Annotated in this window: 18 protein-coding genes; 16 read left to right on the top strand and 2 right to left on the bottom strand. The window is 38.5% G+C overall.

Annotated elements, in window-relative coordinates; genetic code table 11:
- Positions 1-81: 81 nt before the first annotated feature.
- The 9 genes from ACJVDK_RS11210 (at position 82) to ACJVDK_RS11170 (ending at position 9,695) form a co-directional block, all read left to right on the top strand.
- The gene (locus tag ACJVDK_RS11210; RefSeq protein WP_443936755.1) at positions 82-522 is read left to right on the top strand and encodes an SPOR domain-containing protein; all 441 of its coding nucleotides are present in this window, start codon (positions 82-84) and stop codon (positions 520-522) included.
- Positions 509-1,693 carry a M20 metallopeptidase family protein gene (locus tag ACJVDK_RS11205; RefSeq protein WP_443936754.1) on the top strand — a complete coding sequence of 395 codons (1,185 nt, stop codon included), beginning with the start codon at positions 509-511 and terminating at the stop codon, positions 1,691-1,693. The genes ACJVDK_RS11210 and ACJVDK_RS11205 overlap by 14 nt, the downstream gene beginning before the upstream one ends.
- Before the next feature lie 84 nt (positions 1,694-1,777).
- On the top strand, positions 1,778-2,722 hold the full coding sequence (locus ACJVDK_RS11200) for a hypothetical protein (protein WP_443936753.1): 945 nt from the start codon (positions 1,778-1,780) through the stop codon (positions 2,720-2,722).
- Positions 2,723-3,225: 503 nt separating this feature from the next.
- Positions 3,226-4,788 (top strand): serine hydrolase, encoded by a 1,563-nt coding sequence (locus tag ACJVDK_RS11195; protein WP_443936752.1) that lies wholly within the window; start codon positions 3,226-3,228, stop codon positions 4,786-4,788.
- Between the two features lie 18 nt (positions 4,789-4,806).
- On the top strand, positions 4,807-5,466 hold the full coding sequence (locus ACJVDK_RS11190; protein ID WP_443936751.1) for an SGNH/GDSL hydrolase family protein: 660 nt from the start codon (positions 4,807-4,809) through the stop codon (positions 5,464-5,466).
- Positions 5,467-5,630: 164 nt separating this feature from the next.
- On the top strand, positions 5,631-5,930 hold the full coding sequence (locus ACJVDK_RS11185; RefSeq protein ID WP_443936750.1) for a GIY-YIG nuclease family protein: 300 nt from the start codon (positions 5,631-5,633) through the stop codon (positions 5,928-5,930).
- A 354-nt stretch (positions 5,931-6,284) separates the two neighbouring features.
- The gene (gene dnaG, locus ACJVDK_RS11180; RefSeq protein ID WP_443936749.1) at positions 6,285-8,258 is read left to right on the top strand and encodes a DNA primase; all 1,974 of its coding nucleotides are present in this window, start codon (positions 6,285-6,287) and stop codon (positions 8,256-8,258) included.
- A gap of 26 nt (positions 8,259-8,284) precedes the next feature.
- Entirely contained in the window at positions 8,285-8,650 is a 366-nt protein-coding gene (locus ACJVDK_RS11175) for a YraN family protein (RefSeq protein ID WP_443936748.1), read from the top strand.
- 28 nt (positions 8,651-8,678) lie between these two features.
- Positions 8,679-9,695, top strand: a complete 1,017-nt coding sequence (locus ACJVDK_RS11170) for a glutaminyl-peptide cyclotransferase (protein WP_443936747.1) — start codon at positions 8,679-8,681, stop codon at positions 9,693-9,695.
- Positions 9,696-9,737: 42 nt separating this feature from the next.
- Here ACJVDK_RS11170 and ACJVDK_RS11165 read toward each other — a convergent pair whose 3' ends face one another.
- Both ACJVDK_RS11165 and pgi read right to left on the bottom strand, forming a co-directional pair.
- Positions 9,738-10,322 (bottom strand): DUF4251 domain-containing protein, encoded by a 585-nt coding sequence (locus ACJVDK_RS11165; protein WP_443936746.1) that lies wholly within the window; start codon positions 10,320-10,322, stop codon positions 9,738-9,740.
- 233 nt (positions 10,323-10,555) lie between these two features.
- Entirely contained in the window at positions 10,556-12,205 is a 1,650-nt protein-coding gene (gene pgi, locus ACJVDK_RS11160) for a glucose-6-phosphate isomerase (protein ID WP_443936745.1), read from the bottom strand.
- 361 nt (positions 12,206-12,566) lie between these two features.
- Between pgi and ACJVDK_RS11155 the strand changes: the two genes are divergently transcribed.
- The 7 genes from ACJVDK_RS11155 (at position 12,567) to ACJVDK_RS11125 (ending at position 20,633) form a co-directional block, all read left to right on the top strand.
- Positions 12,567-14,678, top strand: coding sequence for a tail fiber domain-containing protein (locus tag ACJVDK_RS11155; RefSeq protein ID WP_443936744.1), 2,112 nt, complete (start codon positions 12,567-12,569; stop codon positions 14,676-14,678).
- Positions 14,675-15,409 (top strand): gliding motility-associated C-terminal domain-containing protein, encoded by a 735-nt coding sequence (locus tag ACJVDK_RS11150; protein WP_443936743.1) that lies wholly within the window; start codon positions 14,675-14,677, stop codon positions 15,407-15,409. Before ACJVDK_RS11155 ends, ACJVDK_RS11150 begins: the two co-directional genes overlap by 4 nt.
- Before the next feature lie 50 nt (positions 15,410-15,459).
- Positions 15,460-16,317: a PorP/SprF family type IX secretion system membrane protein gene (locus ACJVDK_RS11145; protein ID WP_443936742.1), complete on the top strand. Its 858-nt coding sequence runs from the start codon at positions 15,460-15,462 to the stop codon at positions 16,315-16,317.
- A gap of 230 nt (positions 16,318-16,547) precedes the next feature.
- Positions 16,548-17,144 carry a DUF5034 domain-containing protein gene (locus ACJVDK_RS11140; RefSeq protein WP_443936741.1) on the top strand — a complete coding sequence of 199 codons (597 nt, stop codon included), beginning with the start codon at positions 16,548-16,550 and terminating at the stop codon, positions 17,142-17,144.
- A 66-nt stretch (positions 17,145-17,210) separates the two neighbouring features.
- Positions 17,211-18,515: an amidohydrolase gene (locus ACJVDK_RS11135; RefSeq protein WP_443936740.1), complete on the top strand. Its 1,305-nt coding sequence runs from the start codon at positions 17,211-17,213 to the stop codon at positions 18,513-18,515.
- A gap of 120 nt (positions 18,516-18,635) precedes the next feature.
- Positions 18,636-19,710, top strand: a protein-coding gene (gene prfB / locus ACJVDK_RS11130; protein WP_443936739.1) for a peptide chain release factor 2 whose coding sequence is annotated in 2 segments (ribosomal slippage) — positions 18,636-18,695 and positions 18,697-19,710 — 1,074 coding nt in all. Because the reading frame shifts where the segments join, the coding sequence is not laid out codon by codon here.
- An 8-nt stretch (positions 19,711-19,718) separates the two neighbouring features.
- Positions 19,719-20,633: an alpha/beta hydrolase gene (locus ACJVDK_RS11125; RefSeq protein WP_443936738.1), complete on the top strand. Its 915-nt coding sequence runs from the start codon at positions 19,719-19,721 to the stop codon at positions 20,631-20,633.
- The last annotated feature ends 9 nt before the right edge of the window (positions 20,634-20,642 follow it).

Raw genomic sequence — 20,642 nt, 5'->3', positions numbered from 1 at the left:
ATTTGCACAACCGATAAAGAATGCCGATTTTTGTTGCCATACCATTCGTATTATAATCGAGCATAAAATAGGGGTTATTCAATGAAATATTTATTTGCAGTTATCATTTCATCCATTTATTGTCAACTAGCATTTGCCCAAAAGGGAGAAGTAACGGAAATAAAAGATCCTTTAATTGATAGCTTAATAGCAAAACGATTAGAGGTTTACCGTAGCCCCGGCGAAACGAAAACCCGTAAACCCATTTTTACCGGCTATGGTTACCGGGTACAAATATTTTATGGATCCGATAGGCGGGAGGTGTTTAATCAGCAAGCCCGGTTTAAATCAAATTATCCAAAATACAACACCTACATTACGTATAAACAACCCAATTATTACATACGGGTTGGCGATTTTCGCACCAAGCAAGAAGCTCAAAAATTAATGACTGAGCTTCGGCCCACTTTTCCTACGCTTTTTGTGTTTAGAGAGAAAATTAATGCGCCAACTTTAGAAAATATACCCGATGATCAAAAATAAAATACAAGAACTAGCAGCCAACATTTTTAACGATGTAGTATCATACCGTCGCCATATCCACGCCAATCCTGAGTTATCCTACAAGGAATTTGAAACTTCTTTGTATATAAAAAGTAAGTTAACGGAATGGGGTATTGAACACACCAGTTGCGCAAATACGGGTGTGGTAGGTTTAATAAAAGGGAACAAGCCCTCAGGTAAAGTAATCGCTTTGCGTGCCGATATGGATGCATTGCCTATTCTCGAGGCAAATGATAAGCCTTATCGTTCAAAAAATAATGGGGTGATGCATGCTTGTGGGCACGATGTACACACATCATCGCTTTTAGGAAGCGCATACATTTTAAATCAATTAAAAGACGATTTTGGTGGAACGATAAAGTTGATTTTTCAACCGGCTGAAGAATTATTACCTGGAGGTGCCAGCATCATGATAAAAGAAGGTGTTTTGGAAAATCCTAAGCCAAATGCCATCGTGGGACAACACGTAATGCCTTTGATTGATGCCGGGAAGGTTGGATTTCGTTCAGGCATTTACATGGCTTCTACTGATGAATTGTATGTTACGGTAACTGGAAAAGGTGGGCATGGAGCGCAACCTCAAGAGAATATCGATCCGGTTTTAATTGCATCGCACATTATTATCGCTTTGCAACAAATTGTTAGCCGCAATGCCGACCCGCGTTTGCCTTCTGTATTGTCGTTTGGTAAGGTTACCGCCAATGGAGCAACCAACATTATCCCAAACGAGGTAAAAATAGAAGGAACTTTTAGAACCTTGAATGAAGAATGGCGCGCAGAGGCACATCGCCGTATGAAAAAGATGGCAGAAGGCATTGCCGAAAGCATGGGTGGAAGCTGTAATTTTGATATTCACAAAGGTTATCCATTTTTAATCAACGAAGAGCAACTTACCGCACATGCAAGAACTTCGGCAGAAGAATACTTGGGCAAAGAAAATGTAGTCGATTTGGATATTTGGATGGCTGCTGAAGATTTTTCTTTCTATTCGCAAGTAACAGACGCGTGTTTTTATCGTTTAGGTACTGGGAATGCAGAAAAGGATACCCAACACTCTGTGCATACTCCAAAGTTTGATATTGATGAAGACGCATTAAAAATATCGACAGGATTAATGGCTTATATTGCATTAAAGCAATTGGGAAATTAACATTTGGTCGAAAATTTGATATAAAAAGGGAACTGCCACTGGGGTGGTTCCTTTTATTTTTTAGAAATACCCGAAGCAATCAGGATGAAAAAAATTTTTCTGTTACTATTCATATCGCTGTGCGTTACACGTCTAGCCGCACAAGAAATCAACCGTTTTAACCCTGATACGATTAAAACCATCACGCTCGATTCGGCAGTAAACATTAAAGCCGAGCGATTAAACATCGAAACGTTTATCAATAAAATTATTAACGATACCAGTTTCTACCAATCCTTTCGCGATATGAAACGGTATTCCTTTATCGCCGAAAATCGGATTTTTACGTACGATAAAAAAAACAAAGTAGACGGAAAAATCTACCGTAAAATTAGGCATAACAATCACGGTCCGTATAAAATGGAGTATTTGGTAAAACAAGACACCGGAAAAGTGTACAAGAAAAATGGGAAATATCAATTGTACACGGTAGAAATGTTCGATTACATTTTCATGAATGCCTATAGCACCGATTTTGTTCCCAATGCACCTGTTAGCGATGGAAAAGGCGGAAGTAACGAAGGCTATAAAGCAAAATTAAAAACATTAATTTTTAATCCCGGGAGACCGGTAAAGGGAGTTCCATTTATCGGCAGTAAAACCGAAATATTTACCGCAAACATGCGCCAGTATTACGATTATAGTTTTGCCAGTGGTACGTATTTAGATTCCATTCCTGTGTATCGTTTCAAAGTAGCCGTAAAACCTGATTTATCGAGCTGGACCAAAGATGGTATCATGATTAAAGAGCTGGTAACCATTTTTGATAAACGAAATTTTAACATTCTAGGACGTTACGTAGACATGAAATACAGCAACATGCTGTTCGATTTTGATGTGCAGATGAATATAGAAATGAGTTATTTTGGTGAAGATAAATTACCTGCCAAAATAACCTATCAAGGCAATTGGAATGTCCCTTTTAAAAAGGAAGAACGAGCAAGTTTTTTAATTGTGCACAAAGATTACACCCTCGAAAAGGGGAAGTAGGTTTCGGGGTCTTGCCTAAAAAACTCTTTATAATACTATAGATTTAACACGCTGTCTTGTCACGCACCATATGTCCCCCTTATTTTCAAGAGGGAAAAGGGCAATGTCATTAAGCCCCGTCGGGGCGATATACACTAAACGATATACATGATTTCTTCGAGCTCCGTAGGTGCGACATTAAGTTGTAAGCGGATGTCATGGAGTTCTTTTGAAACGCAAAGGATCTTTTCTTACAGTTTTATCCTATTATTTTCTTAAGTTAAGGACATTGGGGAAAGTGGAATGATTTTTTTATGCCTTGCAAGCAGGTAGGCAAGCCCCGAATGCTCGGGATGTACCTAGCGCTAGCGAGAAGTATTTTTTGTGAGTCAGGTGATAACACCTGATACGGCCGAAACTTAGTTAAATAACGTTAGGTTGAAGTAGTTTATCCAACTCGTGAAAATATGTTATATGCTGAGTTTGTTCGCTCAAAATAAGGTATCTTCACAAAAAAAAACACCATGAATGCATCTTTATTCAGAAATATCATCCTTTTTAGTTTGGTTTTTACATCGTTTGAACTCTATGCGCAAGGCTTAACATCCAAACAAATCGACAGTATTTCAGAGAAGGCTCTAAGCGCATTTAACGTTCCGGGAATAGCCGTAGCGGTTGTTAAAGATGGCAAAGTAATTCATGCAAAAGGATACGGCCTGAGTTCGATAAAAACAGGGAAAAAAGTAGACGAAAATACGCGATTTGCCATTGCATCTAATTCAAAAGCTTTTACCACAGCCGCTCTAGCCATTTTAGTGGATGAAAAGAAGCTGACTTGGGATACGCCTGTTACCGATGTTATCCCTGAGTTTAAAATGTACGACGCATATGTAACGGCCGAATTTACCATCGCCGATTTACTGTCGCACAGAAGTGGTCTCGGTTTAGGTGCAGGTGATTTAATGATTTGGCCTGACTCATCAACCCTTAGCAAAAAACAGATTATTCACAATTTACGCTATCTAAAGCCGGTTTCGAGTTTCCGTACCAAATGGGACTACGATAACTTATTGTACATCGTTGCTGGGGAGGTAATTGAACGTGTATCGGGTAAAACCTACGAAGATTTTGTAGAAAACAGAATTATGTTGCCTTTAGGCATGAATGCAAGCGCCACATCCTTTAACCGATTAAAAGATAAAAACAACAGCATTGATGCCCATGTTCCAATAAACGGTAAAATTACGGTGATTCCGAAAGATTTTACCGAAAATAGCAACGCCGCAGGAGGAATAAATACCAGTATCAGCGATTTAAGCAAATGGGTGTTAGCCCAGCTAAACGGAGGGAAATACGGCGAAAAATTAGAAAAAAAGTTGTTTAGTAAAGCGGCACAAAATAGAATGTGGACTTTACACAGCATTATCCCGGCAGGAAAAGGTTCGTACAATCGACACTTTTTTGGCTACGGATTGGGTTGGTTTTTAAGCGATGAAATGGGCTATATGGTAGCCGAACACACCGGTGGATTGGCCGGAATGGTAAGCGAGGTGACCTTAATTCCAGATTTAAAACTGGGCATCATTGTGTTAACCAACCAGCAAAGTGGAGGCGCTTTTACAGCCATCACAAAATCGATAAAAGACGGTTATTTCAATATAACCAATAAAGATCGAATTAAAGAAAGCGCAGACGAGGAAAAGGAGGATCAGAAAGAAGGCAAAGAAGTAACGGACAAAGTATGGGCCACTATTGCAAACGAACAGAAAAACACAACTTCGGTAGATACGAAGAAGTATTTGGGAACCTATACCGATGTTTGGTTTGGCGATGTAACCCTTAGCGAATTGAATGGGAAAATGCATTTTCAAGCCAAAAATTCGCCAAAATTAAAAGGCGATATGCTATTTTACAAAGGAAACACGTTCATTGTGAAGTGGTACGATAGAAGTTTAGATGCCGATGCCTATGTGAATTTTAGCCTCGATAACGATGCAAAGCCTATTGGTTTTAAAATGGAAGCAATATCGCCGCTAACCGATTTCAGCTTCGATTTTCAAGATTTAGATTTAAAGAAAAAACCCTGAACCAAGCTTGAATAAACAATGAAAAACATCCTTAAAATCAGTATTTTGTTAACTTTTAGTCTGCTAGCATTCACCTCTATGACCTTTAAACCGAAACGAATTGTTTTTTTTGGCGACTCAATAACCCAACAAGGCGTTTCTAAAAATGGCTACATCACACAGTTAAAAAAGGCCTTAGATTCAACCAAATACCAGCTTTTTGGAGCGGGGATTGGCGGAAATAAAGTATACGATTTATATTTGCGCTTAGAAGAAGACGTACTGAGCAAAAAGCCCGATTTGGTGGTTATTTATGTAGGTATAAACGATGTATGGCACAAGCAGACTTCGCATACTGGAACCGATTATCCTAAATATTTGAAATTTTATCAAGCCATAATTACCAAAATTCAAGCAACAGGAAGTAAAGTCGTCCTGTGTACACCTTCGGTAATTGGCGAGAAAAAAGACGGAGAAAATGAATTGGATGCCGAATTAAACAAATACGCTCAAGGAATTAGAGAATTGGCAGAAAAGAATAAGCTCGTTCTCTGCGATTTAAGGAAAGTTTTTATCGAATACGAAGCAAAAATCAATCTTGATAATGTGGAAAAGGGAATCTTAACGAAAGATAAAGTACATTTAAACGATACCGGGAATACCTTAGTTGCACAACAGTTGTTACCTTTGGTGAAATAGTACCTCCTCGCAAAGACGACTACGGTTTTCGTCATTACGAACGGAGGTGCTTGATTTGAGTAGGTGGGTGAAGCAATCTATCAATAAGTAAGAAAAAGTCTTTCCTTATTGAAAGTGCTGAGATTAAATTAAAAGCGGGGCTAATCACTATATAAAATAGAATCATGGTAAGAGGAGGAAGCGTTTATATTCTAACAAATTTTACACATACCACCCTTTATACAGGAGTTACATCTGATATCGTTTTTCGAATTAAAGAACATAAAGAAAAGAAATATCAAAATTCCTTTTCTGAAAAATTTAATATATATAAACTTGTCTATTTTTGTTTCTTTAACTCAATTGAAGAAGCGATTGCTGAAGAAAAAAGAATAAAAGGAGGCAGTCGAGCAAAGAAAATTAAATTGATAGAATCAATTAACCCAGAATGGAGGGATTTATGGGAGGAGATAAAAGAGTGGTGAAATAGAGTTAGCGTTAATGGAATGACGTTTCAATTTATCGTCATTGCGAACTGACGGGTTGGGTTAAGCGAGGAGTGAAGCGATCTATATTGCTGGGAACAAAATGAAATTAGCTGAAGCATGAAAGATTGCTTCGTCATACTTCCTCGCAAAGACGACTACGGTTTTCGTCATTGCGAACTGACGGGTTGGGTTAAGCGAGGAGTGAAGCAATCTATCCTGTTAGGAAAGAGTTAGATATAGCATGAAAGATTGCATCGTCGTACCTCCTCGCAAAGGCGATTAAGGTTTTCGTCATTGCGAACAGAGGGAGAAACAAAAAACAAAGTAAACCGTAAGGGTTGGGAAAAAAGCATGATAAACCGCGAAACGATAGATAAAATAATGGATGCCGCCCGTATAGAGGAGGTAGTGGGAGATTTCGTACATCTAAAAAAACGCGGAACCAGTTTAATAGGAAATTGCCCCTTTCATGGCGAGAAAACACCTTCCTTTCACGTATCGGTAACAAAAGGCATTTACAAATGCTTCGGTTGCGGTAAAGGAGGCGATTCGGTGCGGTTCATTATGGACCACGAAAAATATTCGTATCCAGAAGCGCTTAAATTTTTAGCCAATAAATACAGCATTGAAGTAGAGGAAACCGAGCTTAGTCAGCAAGATACCGAAGCTGCCAATGCAAAAGAAAGCCTGTACATTGTTTCGCAATTCGCAACGGCATTTTTTGTGAAGCAACTGTGGGAAACCAACGACGGGAAAACCATTGGATTAAGCTATTTTAAAGAACGTGGCTTTCGCGAAGATATTCTCAAGAAATTTGAGGTGGGCTATTCGCCAGATGTTTGGGATGCTTTAACACAAAGCGCAACTAACAACGGTCACAACATCGAATTTTTAGAACAAACGGGGCTTTCCATCAAAAACGATAACGGAAAAATTTACGATCGTTTTCGGGGAAGAGTTATGTTCCCTATTCATAATTTTACGGGTCGGGTAATTGGCTTCGGCGGAAGGACCCTTAAAACCGATAAAAACGTTCCGAAATATGTGAACTCGCCCGAAAGCGATATTTATCATAAATCGAATGTTTTGTATGGCCTTTTTCATGCTAAAAAAGCCATACGAGATTTAGATAATTGTTACTTAGCAGAAGGTTATGCCGATGTGCTTTCGGTACACCAGGCGGGGGTAGAAAACGTAGTGGCATCGTCCGGAACTTCCTTAACTGTTGAGCAAATTAAGCTAATTGGTCGTTTTACGCAAAACGTAACCATTCTGTTTGATGGGGATGCTGCCGGGATAAAAGCCTCGTTACGTGGATTGGACATGATTTTGGAAGAGGGGCTCAACGTTAAAATTGTTTCCTTTCCCGATGGGCACGACCCCGACTCGTACATGCACCATGTTGGAGCCGGAGCGTTTAAGACTTATATAGAACAAAATCGCAAAGATTTTATCCTGTACAAGGCCAATGTTTTACTGAAAGAAGCCGGAAATGACCCGATAAAAAGAGCCGGTATTATCCGCGATATTGTAGAAAGTATTGCTAAAATACCCGATCAAATAAAAGCTTCCGTTTTTATTCGTGAATGCAGTAGTTTGCTCAAAATAGAAGAACGTATTTTGCTGACCGAGTTAAATAAAATGCGCTCGGACAAGAGTAAGAAAACGTTTGAAGCAAACAACCGTGCCAACAACAATCGTCCCTTTGCCGGGGGCGTGCCAGAGCCATTAGGCCCACCGGATAATTTGTGGGACGATGGACCCGGAGCAGGGTTTGAACCGCCACAACCGGTAGATTCAAATGAGCATCAGGAAAAAGAAATTGTTCGTTTGTTGCTTGCCTATGGACATGAGCTCGTGAACTGGGATAAGATTGATGACATGTATATCGGTTCGTTTATAATGCAGAATTTGGCCGATGTAGCGTTCGAAGACCCTACTTGTAAAATAATTATTGAGCATTATAAAACAGAAATTGATAACGGACGATTGCCCACTGCTAATCATTTTATCCAACATCAAGATCGCTCAATTGCCGATTTAGCCATTACCCTTTCTACTTCAGAATATGCCTTAAGTGAAAACTGGTTAAATAAGCACCTCATTTACGTGAAAGATGAGTCGATGAATTTAAAAGCGACCATTTTAGGAGGGATTTTTCACCTTAAGAAGCGAAAAGTAGATAAAATTTTAGCCAATTTATTGAAAGAAATAGAAGATGAAAAAGATAGTGATAATCAAATGATTTTAATGCAGCGTTATACGGTAATAAAAGGAGTAGAACGTGAAATTTCAAAGTTTTTAGGCTCGGTAATTGTGAAATAGTTCCTGAAATAGTAACTTCTCCAAGTATGGCAATGCACAATGATTTAGGAAAACTAGGCGAAGAAATTGCAAAAGCATATTTGGAAAAGAAGGCATATGAGGTGCTCGATGAAAATTGGATATATGGAAAAGCCGAGATAGATTTGATTGTTTACAAAAACCGTACGTTGATTTTTGTAGAAGTGAAAGCCAGAAGTTCTGTGGCTTTTGGTCAGCCAGAAGATTTTGTCGACAAAGCCAAACAAAGGCAAATGGAAACGGCTGCAAATAAATATATTGAACTCATGGGACATCAAAATGAAATCCGTTTTGACATTGTAGCCATTACCTTTAAAAAAGATAAAAATTACACATTAAACCACATAAAAGATGCTTTTTGGCCAGAAAATTAAAACCGTTTTTTTCCTAGCAGCCTGCACCATGGGTTTTTACTCATGTAAGGATACCCAAACATACCGAACTTTCATCAGCCCTGAAGCGGGATTAAGCGTTTCAAGTGGGAAAGATATTGACGTAGATGTGCAATTCGGAACAGCAACTAAAGTTGACTCGGTTGTTTATCTTTTGGATAGCACAATTGTTAGTGTTAAAAAAGATACTAGTGACTTGAAGGTAAGCACTACAGGTTTGAAATTGGGCTCTCATTTGATAACTGCGAAAATCTATGCGGAAGGAAAATCGGAAGACATAACCAGCAATGTAAATGTTTTGGCGGCCATGGCGCCTCTAGAATATGGTTACAAAATTGTGGCAACCTTGCCACACGACACCTCCTCGTATGTGGAAGGATTGGAATACCATGATGGATTTTTTTACGAAAGTGCAGGTGACTACGGCCATTCAAGTTTGCGGAAAGTAAATCCAACAACCGGAAAAGTTTTACAAAAAACCGATTTAGACAAGAAATATTTTGGAGAAGGAATCACTGTCTTGGGCGATAAAATTATCCAGCTTACCTACAAAGAAGGAGTGGGCTTTGTATACGATAAAGCTACTTTTAAGCAAGTGGCTGAATTTGCGTACACCGCCGGAAGAGAAGGCTGGGGACTGGCTTTTGATGGTGAAAAAGTGCTGAATACAGACGGTTCAAACACCATTTTCTTTTTGGATAAAAATAACTATCAAAAAATTGGGTCAATCGATGTATTCGATCACACAGGCGCCGTCGTTAATTTGAATGAATTGGAATACATCGACGGAAAAATTTATGCCAACGTCTATACCACCAATTCGATTATAATTATTAATCCTCAAACGGGCGCTGTAGAAGGTAAAATAGATTTATCAGGCTTATTGCCGAATGACTATTTTAAAACAGACTACGAAATTGGGAACAATGTATTAAATGGCATTGCGTACGATAAGGTGTCTAAAAGGCTTTTTGTTACTGGGAAAAAATGGCCGCATGTGTTTCAAATACAGCTCATAAAAAAATAGCATAAAAAAGGCAAAGATGAATCGTAATCTTTGCCTTTTTAGTTAATTGCTTTTTTCTTCCTTCGGTGTTTCTTTCTTTGCTTTCTCTTCAGCCTCTGTTTTTTTGCGTTCTCTTAAATAGCCATTAAACGTAATAGGCTGTTTATTAACTCCGGTAGCAATTAAAGTGGCATAACCATTTTGTGAAATATCGATGGTAATTTGATAATTTTCAATCTTTACATCTTTCGTATTGATTTGAATCGTGTAATTGCCCTTTTTATTTTTCGAGCTTTTGTAGGTATAATCTTTAGACGTAAATTTTATTCCGCTATCATCTGTTGAAGAAGGATAGGGAGCAGAATACGCTCTTCCAAAATACGGTAAATAAGCAATTAAGCTATCGGGTGCTACCTTAAACTCGTATTGTGAGCCTGTTAAGTTAATGGTTCCGCCGCCATTCCCTCCGGGCATTCTCGCCATAATACGGCTCATGTCGGCGGTATTCATTGGGATGGCAGTATTGGCTACAAAAACATAATTTTTTTCTTTAACGATTCGATTCGTTGTTTCTTTATCGGTTTGTGCAAAAATCTGATTGCTGAACAAAAGGAGCGCTAAGCCAAAAAAATAAGATAAATTTTTCATATTGTATGTCTTTTATGTGAATTATTATAAGGATGCATCGATGAGATGAAATCCACAAGTAAAAACTTAAATTCTTTATACTTATAAATATACGAGATTTTTCTCTGAAAGGTAAGGTCTTTTTAACCAGTGTGTTAAGAGTTATAGCGTACAGTTGTAACGATTTGTCTTTTCATAAAGAAGCCATCTTCCAATTAAATAGAAGATGGCCTTTATATGTGTTTTAAAATGGTTTATGCTCTCCAGGCTTTATATTGATTGATTAAGCCATTGGTTGAGCTATCGTGCGATTGAACGCTTTCTGCTCCATCCAATTCAGGAAGAATTTTTTTAGCTAATTGCTTGCCCAATTCAACACCCCATTGATCGAAACTAAAGATGTTCCAGATAATGCCTTGCACAAATATTTTATGTTCGTAAAACGCAACTAATGTACCTAAACTATATGGGGTAATTTTCTTTAGTAGGATGGAATTGGTTGGTCTGTTACCTTCAAATACTTTAAAAGCTGCAAGTTTGCTGATTTCAGCAGCCGATTTACCTTCTTTTTGTAATTCTGCACTCACCTCATCTTCGCTTTTACCGTTCATTAAGGCTTCGGTTTGCGCAAAGAAATTCGATAGTAAAATAGGATGGTGATTGCCCAATGGGTTTAAACTTTGTGCTGGAGCAATGAAATCGGCAGGAATGATGCGGGTGCCTTGATGAATAAGCTGGTAAAAAGCATGTTGACCATTCGTTCCCGGTTCTCCCCAAATTATTGGCCCTGTTTCGTAATCTACGGCTTTACCATTTCTATCCACATATTTTCCATTACTTTCCATATCGCCTTGTTGGAAATAAGCCGAAAAGCGATGCAAATACTGATCGTACGGTAAAATAACCTGGGTTTCGGCATTAAAGAAATTGATATACCAAATACCCAACAAACCTAAAATGATTGGAATGTTTTCTTCAAAATCGGCCGTTTTAAAATGATTGTCGGCAGCATGTGCACCCGCCAACAATTGTTTGAAATTTTCAAATCCAATGGATAGCGAAATAGAAAGACCAATAGCACTCCATAACGAATATCGACCGCCTACCCAATCCCAAAATTCGAACATATTCTCGGTATCGATACCAAAGGCAGCTACATCTTTCGCATTGGTAGAAAGTGCTGCAAAATGTTTGGCGATATCGCTTTCTTGCGCACCTTTACTTAAAAACCAGGTACGTGCCGAATGTGCATTCGTCATGGTTTCTTGAGTGGTAAACGTTTTCGAAGCAACTAAAAATAACGTAGTTTCAGCGTTTAAACCAGCCAAGGTTTCGGCAATATGCGTGCCATCTATATTGGAAACAAAATGAATGTTTAAATGATTTTTATAATGTTTTAAAGCTTCCGTTACCATTACCGGTCCTAAATCAGATCCCCCAATACCAATATTTACGATATCGGTAATTGGCTCTCCAGTATATCCCTTCCAGTCGCCAGAAATAATGCTATTGCTAAATTTCTCCATTTTAGCTAAAACAGCCTGTACATCCGGCATTACATCTGCACCGTCAACTAAAATGGGTGTGTTACTTAAATTACGTAAGGCAATGTGTAAAACCGAACGATCTTCCGTTTCATTAATTTTATCGCCTTGGTACATGGCTTTAATTGCTTCGTCTAATTTACATTCGCGAGCAAGCTGCATAAGTAGAGCAAGGGTTTCTTCTGAAATTCTATTCTTGCTGTAATCCAATAAAATGTCTTCAAAAAAGATGGAGAATTTTTCAAAACGATTTGCGTCTTCAGAAAAAAGATCCTTTATGCTTTTTTGATTAATGTTGATAAAATGATCGGCTAAATATTTGTAAGCCTCTGTTTCAGTAAAATTGATTTTAGGTAACATGCTCCTTCTTTTTTTGTAAATGTAATAAAGGAAAATTATAAAGTGTCTTTTAATGGTCAAAAACTGTTATTTTTCCTCCTTTTTCTAGGATATATTTGAGTGACGCTCGGTTCATCTTAATTGACTTATGAACAATATGATGCAGTAGTGTGATAGAATAATACGTGCACCTAGGTGGTCGTATAGAACTGAACCAAATATAAGCTACCAAGAATTCGATTCTTTCTCCTACATAAGGGAACAAGATTCTGGTTTATCGTTAGCGTTATTAAGGATCAATTTATCAGTCTTTCTGCATCCTAAATCGAGCGTCAAAATTTATCTATTATTTGACTCGTAAATTAATTTTTAATCTCTCGATATGAATAAAATCTTGTCTGCTCTATTGTTTCTTTTGACTATTGCATTTAACTCAAAAGCACAATTTGGAATGGGAACATCTGAACCAGATCCCAGTGCACAGTTGGAAATTTTATCCGACTCTAAAGGCCTTTTAATTCCTAGGTTAACTTATGAACAGCGAAGTTCAATTGTACAACCAGCATTGGGATTACTGGTGTATCAAACTACGGATAGCGCTGGATTCTATGTGTTTAATAAAAGTTGGAACCGATTGGTTCAAAAAGCCGAAATAGTTAATAATCCATCGCTTTTAAATGGATCTGGTACTCCGCTCGCAAGTTTAGGCTCTGCAGGTGATTTTTATCTAGATACAAAAGACCTAAAATTATATGGACCTAAAACCACTACTTGGCCCACAGCAGGAATCGCTCTTGGAGGCTTACCAATTGGGTTTTCTGGAAGTATAAGTGGAGAAATCTCAGGTACTCAAAACGCAACAGTCATCAACGACAATGTAATAAAAACAAATAAAATCACTGACCTAGCGATTACCACCGAAAAAATGGCGGATAAGGCTGTAACTACCGATAAAATTGCCGACCAAGCGGTAACCAATCTTCAAGTTAAAAGCATTGCTTGGAATAAAATTACAGCAAAACCAGAATCAATGCCGCCAAATGGTTCCGCTGGTGGAGAATTGACAGGTAATTATCCAAATCCAAAAATTAAGGATGAAGCTATAACAACCAATAAAATTGCCAACGGCGCCATAACCGACGAAAAGATACATTCTATTTCGTATAGTAAAATAATAGGTGCTCCAATTGGTGGAGCGGCTGGCATAGCTGGAGGCGATTTAGCAGGAAATTTTCCGAATCCAACAATTAAAGAAAGTGCTATCACTACAGATAAATTAGCTGATGGAGCCATCACTACGGATAAAATTGCCGATCAAGCGGTAACCAACCTTCAAGTTAAAAGTATTGCCTGGAATAAAATTACTGCGAAACCAAATGCCATGCCACCAAATGGTTCAGCCGGAGGAGATTTAACAGGCAATTATCCAAACCCAGTAATTAAGGATGAAACTATTACAACCAATAAAATTGCCAACGGAGCCATAACCGACGAAAAAATAGGTTCTATTTCGTACAGTAAAATAGTAGGTGCTCCAACCGCAGGAGCGTATGGAGTAGCTGGCGGCGATTTAGTAGGAGATTTTCCGAACCCAGTAATTAAAAATGAGGCTGTAACAACCAATAAAATCGCCAACGGAGCCATAACCGACGAAAAAATAGGTTCTATTTCGTACAGTAAAATAGTAGGTGCTCCAACCGGAGGAGCATCTGGAGTAGCTGGCGGTGATTTAGCAGGAGATTTTCCGAACCCAACAATTAAAGAAAAAGCCATCACTACGGATAAAATTGCGGATCAAGCGGTCACCAATCTTCAAGTTAAAAGCATTGCCTGGAATAAAATCACGGCAAAGCCAGAAGCAATGCCGCCAAATGGTTCAGCAGGAGGCGACTTAGCGGGTAACTATCCAAATCCAACAATTAAAAATGGCGCCATTACCACAACCAAAGTGAGTTCTCAAGGTGCTTCAAACGGTCAAGTGTTGGGCTTTAATGGAACGAACGTTGCTTGGATTACACCTGCTGTTCCGTCAGATAAAAATATAAAAGAAAATTTTTTGCCAGTAGAAGGGGAAGAGATTTTACAGAAGTATAAAAGCTTTAGGTTATTTAGTTGGAATTATAAGGGCGAAAACGAACATGCACAAAGGCATTATGGGCCAATGGCACAAGATTTTTATGCTGCTTTTGGTAAAGATAAGCTAGGCACAATTGGTAATGAAAAAAGCATTTCAAATGTAGATTATCTGGGAGTGAATTTTATCGCTATTCAGGCTTTAGAAAAGCGCACGCAAACATTAAAGATTGAAAACGAGCAACTGATTACAGCTATTCAAACCTTGAAAAATGAAAAATTAAGCCTCCAAAAACAATTGGCCGATATGGAGAAAAAGATGAATGCTCGATTGGCAAAGTTGGAAGAACGGATGGCTCAAACTCAAAACGCTGTTGTTGCTGAAAAAGAAAATGGTACTATTAAACAGGGAGAAAAATGATCAGCAGAACAGTTATAACATGTTTCCTCTTGTGCTTTTGCAATCTGCTTAAGGCTCAGTTATTTGTCGGTAGTTCCGTTTTAATGGTAAAATCGGGGAGTATCCTCTCTATCGACGGCTTGGTGTTAAAACCCGATAAAAATACGGCGATACGTAATACCACCATTCAAGCAAAGCCAACGATTATTAAATGGCCATTGTTTAACAGCATTAAACGGGTCTATTATTTCAGTACACCGCTGAGTTTTTCAGGCACCATTGGCATGTATGTGGATTATGCTATGTTAGAAAAACAACAAATGAATCAATTGAAATTAGCCTTTTCAGCAAAATCGGATCATTTGTATAGCAACTTTTCCATCCCTAACAACTCCATCATGGGCATTAGAAATTTTTTAAATTACTACGCGAACGGGTTATCATTTGGTTCTGTAACCGCGGTAGACCGTACAGAAGAGGTTCATTTAGTGAAAGCGGAGAATTTTTTAACGCCGAATGGCGATGGAATTAACGATACCTGGGTAATTCAAAATATTGACCTGTATCCAGGCAATCAACTCAGAATTCTGGATCGCGCGGGTAAAGTAATATACACCAAAACAAACTATCAAAATACCTGGGATGGCACACTTTCAGGGGTACCTCTAGCGCAGGGCACCTATTATTATATTTTGGAATTAGCAAAAAATCTCGCTCCAGTGAAAGGGTTTATCACGATCATTCGCGATTAATTAAAAGCAAAAATTAAATTCTATAAAACAAGATCTTGATACAAATTAAGATGAAGAAAATAGTATTTTTAACCTATTTGAGCCTATTTTGCATAAGCGTAAAGGCACAAATAACACCCCCTAAAAGTCAATTTTTCCAAAATCCATACCTCATTAATCCGGCCATGGCAGGATACCAAGATAGAGGAAATGTATTTATGGATTATTCTAGTCAAATGAATCGACTACCCGGTGGGCCGGTTTTAATGTCGCTTTCAGCCAGTACACCGCTCAGTAAAAAGGCTGCAATTGGTCTGAATTTTCAAAATGATAAAGCTGGGTTGCTGAGTACAACGGAAGCCATGGCGAGCTTTTCATATAAAGTATCGTTTAGTGAAGAACAAGCACTTCGTTTCGGGATTTCCTTATCTTGGGCGCAAGACAAAGTAGATTTATCGGAAGCAACGGCTAGTAGTGTAGTGGACCCTGATTTAGCAAGAAATAGGAACCAAGAAAGTTACATGGATGGGAATTTTGGAATTGCCTATTTATACAATGGTTTTGAAGCGCAGTTCAGCTACTTAAATTTGAATGCCAAGCGGATTTCGCAATTTTCAACGGTCGATTATGCTACCTTTTATAGCTCAGTAAGTTATTTAATCCCGCTTAACAATGGTTTTAGTGTAAAACCGCTCTTTGCCTATAGAGGTTTGAAGGATTTAGGCAATCAATTTGATGTTGCTGCAGAATGGAGAGCAAAAGAATTGATTTTCTATACCATGTATCACAGCAATAAAACCTTTACCGGAGGATTAGGGATTGATTTCAACAGGAATTTACATATTGCTGGTTGGTATAACACTGCGCCAAGTACGTTTGTAGGCCTATCAGGAGGTATTTTTGATGTAGTAGTTGGGCTTAGTTTTTGATTTTTTTAAAAAAACAATACGTGGTTATGCGGTATCCTTTTGAAAATGATTAGTTTAGGTAGTGAAATCCCAAAACGATGAAGAAAATTCTACTGATTTTATCTGGCGCAACAGGAACTGAAGGTGGAGGGGTTTTGGCAAAGCTGAAAGGCATGTTTAATTAAATATATAAAGTTACCGTGCCATCTAAATTGATTTTTTTAAATTTGATCTACTAATTTACGTTTCTCATGATAAAGAAGATAGTTTTTGTTTTTGGCTTTGTTTTAATAACTCAACTTCTTGCTGCATGTGTAGATTGTGATTGTCCTCCGGCTAGAACAATTTATTTCACCAATAAAGGGCTTTCACTAAGTCATTTGGATTTGTCAACGCAAGCCATAGCAACAAGTGCTGGAAAAGTTTTGAGTAAGAATTATGGTATTCGGGTTGAGATGAAAACCGATATGCTAACTTTGCATAAACCTCGAATGAGTTGGTCTCTAATGTCGGCAGCCTATGCTTGTAGTTGCCAAGAGGATAACTTTATAAGCAAAGAGAATATAATATCTTTAAAAATAGTTTCAAATAACGATTTTGATGCTACTCATCCAAAAAATACCGACCTTAGTTTGTATTTCAAGGCAAGAAAAGGGGTAACATTTATTCCAATTCTTGATTATATTAAGTCATCCGATGATTATTATGGTAGAAGGTATGCTTTTTCTGAGGGTATTTTTCTACAAGTACCTCCTACTAACAGCACGAAACATGCTTTTAAAGTAATAATTACTTTATCAGATAATAGAGTTATAGAAGCAGAAACAACAGAAATTGAATTGACGTAGTTTTCTGGTAGATAAATAGTTTGATAATCTGTTTTTGATGTACTTAAGCCTTCAATTAACTTCATAATGAAAAAAATATACACATTCGTTTTTTCGCTTCTATATTTAAGCTCTTTTGCTCAGAAAAATCTACAACGTGAAGCAATATCACAAAAAGCAGATGCTCTTGAACAGAAAATAATTAATTGGCGACGTGATTTTCATGAACACCCCGAATTAGGGAATCTGGAAGTGAGAACATCGGGTATCATCGCGAAGCATTTAGAATCTTTAGGGATGAAAGTGACTACTGGTGTTGCTAAAACGGGTGTTGTGGGTGTATTGGTAGGCGGGAAACCCGGGCCTGTTGTTGCTTTAAGAGCCGATATGGATGGTTTGCCTGTAACCGAACGGGTGGATGTTCCCTTTGCTTCAAAAGTGAAAACACAATATAACGGACAAGAAGTAGGGGTAATGCATGCTTGTGGGCACGATAGCCACATGGCTATTTTAATGGGCGTTGCAGAAGTACTGGCGTCTATGCAAAAGGATATTAAAGGAACGGTAAAGTTTATTTTTCAGCCGGCTGAAGAAGGGGTGCCACCAGGAGAGGAAGGAGGAGCCGCTTTAATGGTTAAACAAGGCGTTTTGGAAAATCCAAAAGTGGATGTCATTTTTGGCTTACACATTAATTCCCAAACGGAGGTTGGCGATGTAACGTATCGTCCGGGAGGGACCATGGCTTCGGTAAACGATATGAAGATTACCGTGAATGGTCGTCAGGCTCATGGAGCGTATCCATGGAGCAGTGTCGATCCAATTGTCATTTCAGCTCAAATCATCAATAATCTACAAACCATTGTCAGTAGAAACTTAAATCTAACGGAAAATCCGGGAGTGGTTACCATTGGCGCCATTAATGGAGGCGTACGCTCAAATATTATCCCCGAAAAAGTAGAAATGTTGGGTACGGTAAGAAATTTTACGGCCGACGATGAAAAAATGTTTATTGAGCGAATTAAAACCATTGTTGCGAAAACAGCCGAGGCAGGCGGAGCAACCGCAGAAGTGAAAATTCCGTATAGCAACCATTATCCGGTAACTTTTAATAATCTAGCCCTGACAGAAAAAATGTTGCCAAGTATGCAAGCAACCGCTGGCGCTGCACATGTGAAATTAAAACCTCCTGTAACTGGCGCCGAAGACTTTTCGTTCTTTCAGGAAAAGGTACCAGGGTTATTTGTGTTTTTAGGAGGAATGCCCAAAGGAAAAGACCCTTTGAAAGCCCCATCGCACCATACCCCAGATTTTTATTTAGATGAAAGCGGCTTTGTTTTAGGCGTTAAACTACTTGCAAATTTAACACTCGATTTTATGGCAATGCCGAAATAAATCCCACAAGGGATAGGAAGAATTTATTTTTATCCTTTTTATAGAAAGAAGTTTGACCCTCCAAGGGATAAAAATCTATTGGATTGTCGTTTTGCTACTGCGATTACTATATTTGCTGCTATGACAAAAGAGCAAGTGCAAGATTTAAGGGACAGAGTAGTGTCGCTGAGGAGGTATCTTTGACGTTGATGAGCTACTGTACGCCATTCGCGAAGAAGAAAAATTAACCATGGCTCCCGATTTTTGGGAGGAGCCTAAAAAAGCCGAAAAAATATTAGCCGAAATTAGTTCGAAGAAAAAATGGACCGATGGTTTTAATCAAACCAATAATGCGGTGGAAGATTTAGTGGTGATGTTCGATTTTTTTCAATCGGGCGATGCCTCTGAAGCAGAATTAAGCGAACAATTTGAAATAAGTAAAGCTGCAGTTGAAGAACTGGAACTTAAAAATATGTTGCGCAGTAAGGAAGATCAGTTATCAGCTGTAATGCAAATTACAGCCGGAGCAGGTGGCACCGAGAGTTGCGATTGGGCATACATGTTAATGCGTATGTACATCATGTGGGGCGAAAAAAATGGCTATAAAATTACCGAGCAAGATAAACAAGAGGGCGAAATAGCGGGGATAAAATCGGTTACTTTACAGTTTGATGGCGATTTTTCTTACGGATACTTAAAAGGCGAAAACGGCGTGCATCGTTTGGTGCGTATTTCTCCTTTCGATTCGAATGCGCGCCGTCATACTTCTTTTGCCTCGGTTTATGTGTATCCCTTGGTTGATGATACCATTGAAATAGATATTAATCCAGCAGATATTGAATTTGAAACGTTCCGTGCGGGGGGTGCTGGTGGACAGAATGTAAATAAAGTAGAAACAGCCGTTCGCTTATATCACAAACCTTCGGGGATTATTATTAAAAATCAGGAATCTCGGTCGCAATTGCAGAACAAGGAAAACGCTATACGCCTATTAAAATCGCAGTTGTATGAAATTGAAGAACGCAAACGCAACGAAGCGATTGCTGCGGTTGAAGGTTCGAAGAAGAAAATTGAATGGGGCTCGCAAATTAGAAGTTACGTGTTAGACGATCGCCGTGTGAAAGATCATCGTACCAATCATCAAACATCCAATCCAGATGCTGTTTTAAATGGCGATATCAACGATTTCTTGAAAGCGTATTTGATGGAATTTTAGTTTTAAGAATGAAAAAATCAGCATTAATTTTAATCGTACTCAGTGCTATGTCTACTGTTTTAAAAGCGCAAGAAATTGTTAATTTATATCCGGGAGATACTCCTGGGGCGAAAAAAACACCTGCAACCTATGTTGAAAAAACAGAGGTTAGAGCCAATGGCTCGATAAAAGTGAGCAAAGTGTCAATCCCGACGATAACAATTTTCCAAGCCCCTAAAGAAAAGGCAACGGGAACAGCGGTTATTATTTGTCCAGGCGGTGGATATTCTGGATTGGCCATGAGCCATGAAGGAACCGACGTAGCGAAACGTTTTAATGCCTTGGGTATCACTGCCTTTGTATTAAAATATCGCTTGCCAAGTGATTCCATTATGCTGGATAAAACCTACGCAACTTTGCAAGATGCACAACAAGCCATGTATTGGGTAAAGAAAAATGCCGCTAAATACGGTATTCATGCAAATCGAGTAGGTATTATGGGTTTCTCGGCAGGTGGACATTTCGCGTCTACATTGGAAACGCATTACGCCGATTTAAAAATCAGCAACCCAGAGAAAATTAACCTTAGACCTGCTTTTGCGGTCCTTATTTATCCAGTGATCAGTTTCGAAGAATTTGTACACAAAGGAACCATGGTAAATTTGTTGGGCGCAAACCCAAGTCCAGCGCTGAAGAAGTATTTTTCTGCTAATAAAAATATAACCCAAAAAACACCGCCAACTTTTTTGGTACATGCAAAGGATGATAAAACCGTACCTGTAGAGAATAGTATTATGATGAACGAAGTGTTAAAAGAAAAGGGTATTGATACCGAAATGTATCTGTACGAAAAAGGCGGGCATGGATTTGGTTTAATTAATACAACTTCTGATGTAGATTGGTTCGATTTATTAGCCAATTGGCTTAGGAAGGAGAAATTTTAAAATGTTAAA

The sequence above is a fragment of the Pedobacter paludisoli genome, assembly GCF_052344095.1.
Lineage (GTDB): Bacteria > Bacteroidota > Bacteroidia > Sphingobacteriales > Sphingobacteriaceae > Pedobacter.
Note: the sequence above shows the minus strand (reverse complement) of the source record. Positions and strands in the feature narration are given on the sequence as shown.

Coding starts and splice junctions, on each gene's coding strand:
- ACJVDK_RS11195 (WP_443936752.1), top strand. CDS start 3,226: ATGAATGCATCTTTATTCAGAAATATCATCCTTTTTAGTTTGGTTTTT.
- pgi (WP_443936745.1), bottom strand. CDS start 12,205: ATGTTACCTAAAATCAATTTTACTGAAACAGAGGCTTACAAATATTTA.
- ACJVDK_RS11155 (WP_443936744.1), top strand. CDS start 12,567: ATGAATAAAATCTTGTCTGCTCTATTGTTTCTTTTGACTATTGCATTT.
- ACJVDK_RS11185 (WP_443936750.1), top strand. CDS start 5,631: ATGGTAAGAGGAGGAAGCGTTTATATTCTAACAAATTTTACACATACC.
- ACJVDK_RS11150 (WP_443936743.1), top strand. CDS start 14,675: ATGATCAGCAGAACAGTTATAACATGTTTCCTCTTGTGCTTTTGCAAT.
- ACJVDK_RS11210 (WP_443936755.1), top strand. CDS start 82: ATGAAATATTTATTTGCAGTTATCATTTCATCCATTTATTGTCAACTA.
- ACJVDK_RS11140 (WP_443936741.1), top strand. CDS start 16,548: ATGATAAAGAAGATAGTTTTTGTTTTTGGCTTTGTTTTAATAACTCAA.
- ACJVDK_RS11175 (WP_443936748.1), top strand. CDS start 8,285: ATGGCAATGCACAATGATTTAGGAAAACTAGGCGAAGAAATTGCAAAA.
- ACJVDK_RS11170 (WP_443936747.1), top strand. CDS start 8,679: ATGGGTTTTTACTCATGTAAGGATACCCAAACATACCGAACTTTCATC.
- ACJVDK_RS11200 (WP_443936753.1), top strand. CDS start 1,778: ATGAAAAAAATTTTTCTGTTACTATTCATATCGCTGTGCGTTACACGT.
- ACJVDK_RS11135 (WP_443936740.1), top strand. CDS start 17,211: ATGAAAAAAATATACACATTCGTTTTTTCGCTTCTATATTTAAGCTCT.
- ACJVDK_RS11190 (WP_443936751.1), top strand. CDS start 4,807: ATGAAAAACATCCTTAAAATCAGTATTTTGTTAACTTTTAGTCTGCTA.
- ACJVDK_RS11145 (WP_443936742.1), top strand. CDS start 15,460: ATGAAGAAAATAGTATTTTTAACCTATTTGAGCCTATTTTGCATAAGC.
- ACJVDK_RS11205 (WP_443936754.1), top strand. CDS start 509: ATGATCAAAAATAAAATACAAGAACTAGCAGCCAACATTTTTAACGAT.
- dnaG (WP_443936749.1), top strand. CDS start 6,285: ATGATAAACCGCGAAACGATAGATAAAATAATGGATGCCGCCCGTATA.
- ACJVDK_RS11125 (WP_443936738.1), top strand. CDS start 19,719: ATGAAAAAATCAGCATTAATTTTAATCGTACTCAGTGCTATGTCTACT.
- ACJVDK_RS11165 (WP_443936746.1), bottom strand. CDS start 10,322: ATGAAAAATTTATCTTATTTTTTTGGCTTAGCGCTCCTTTTGTTCAGC.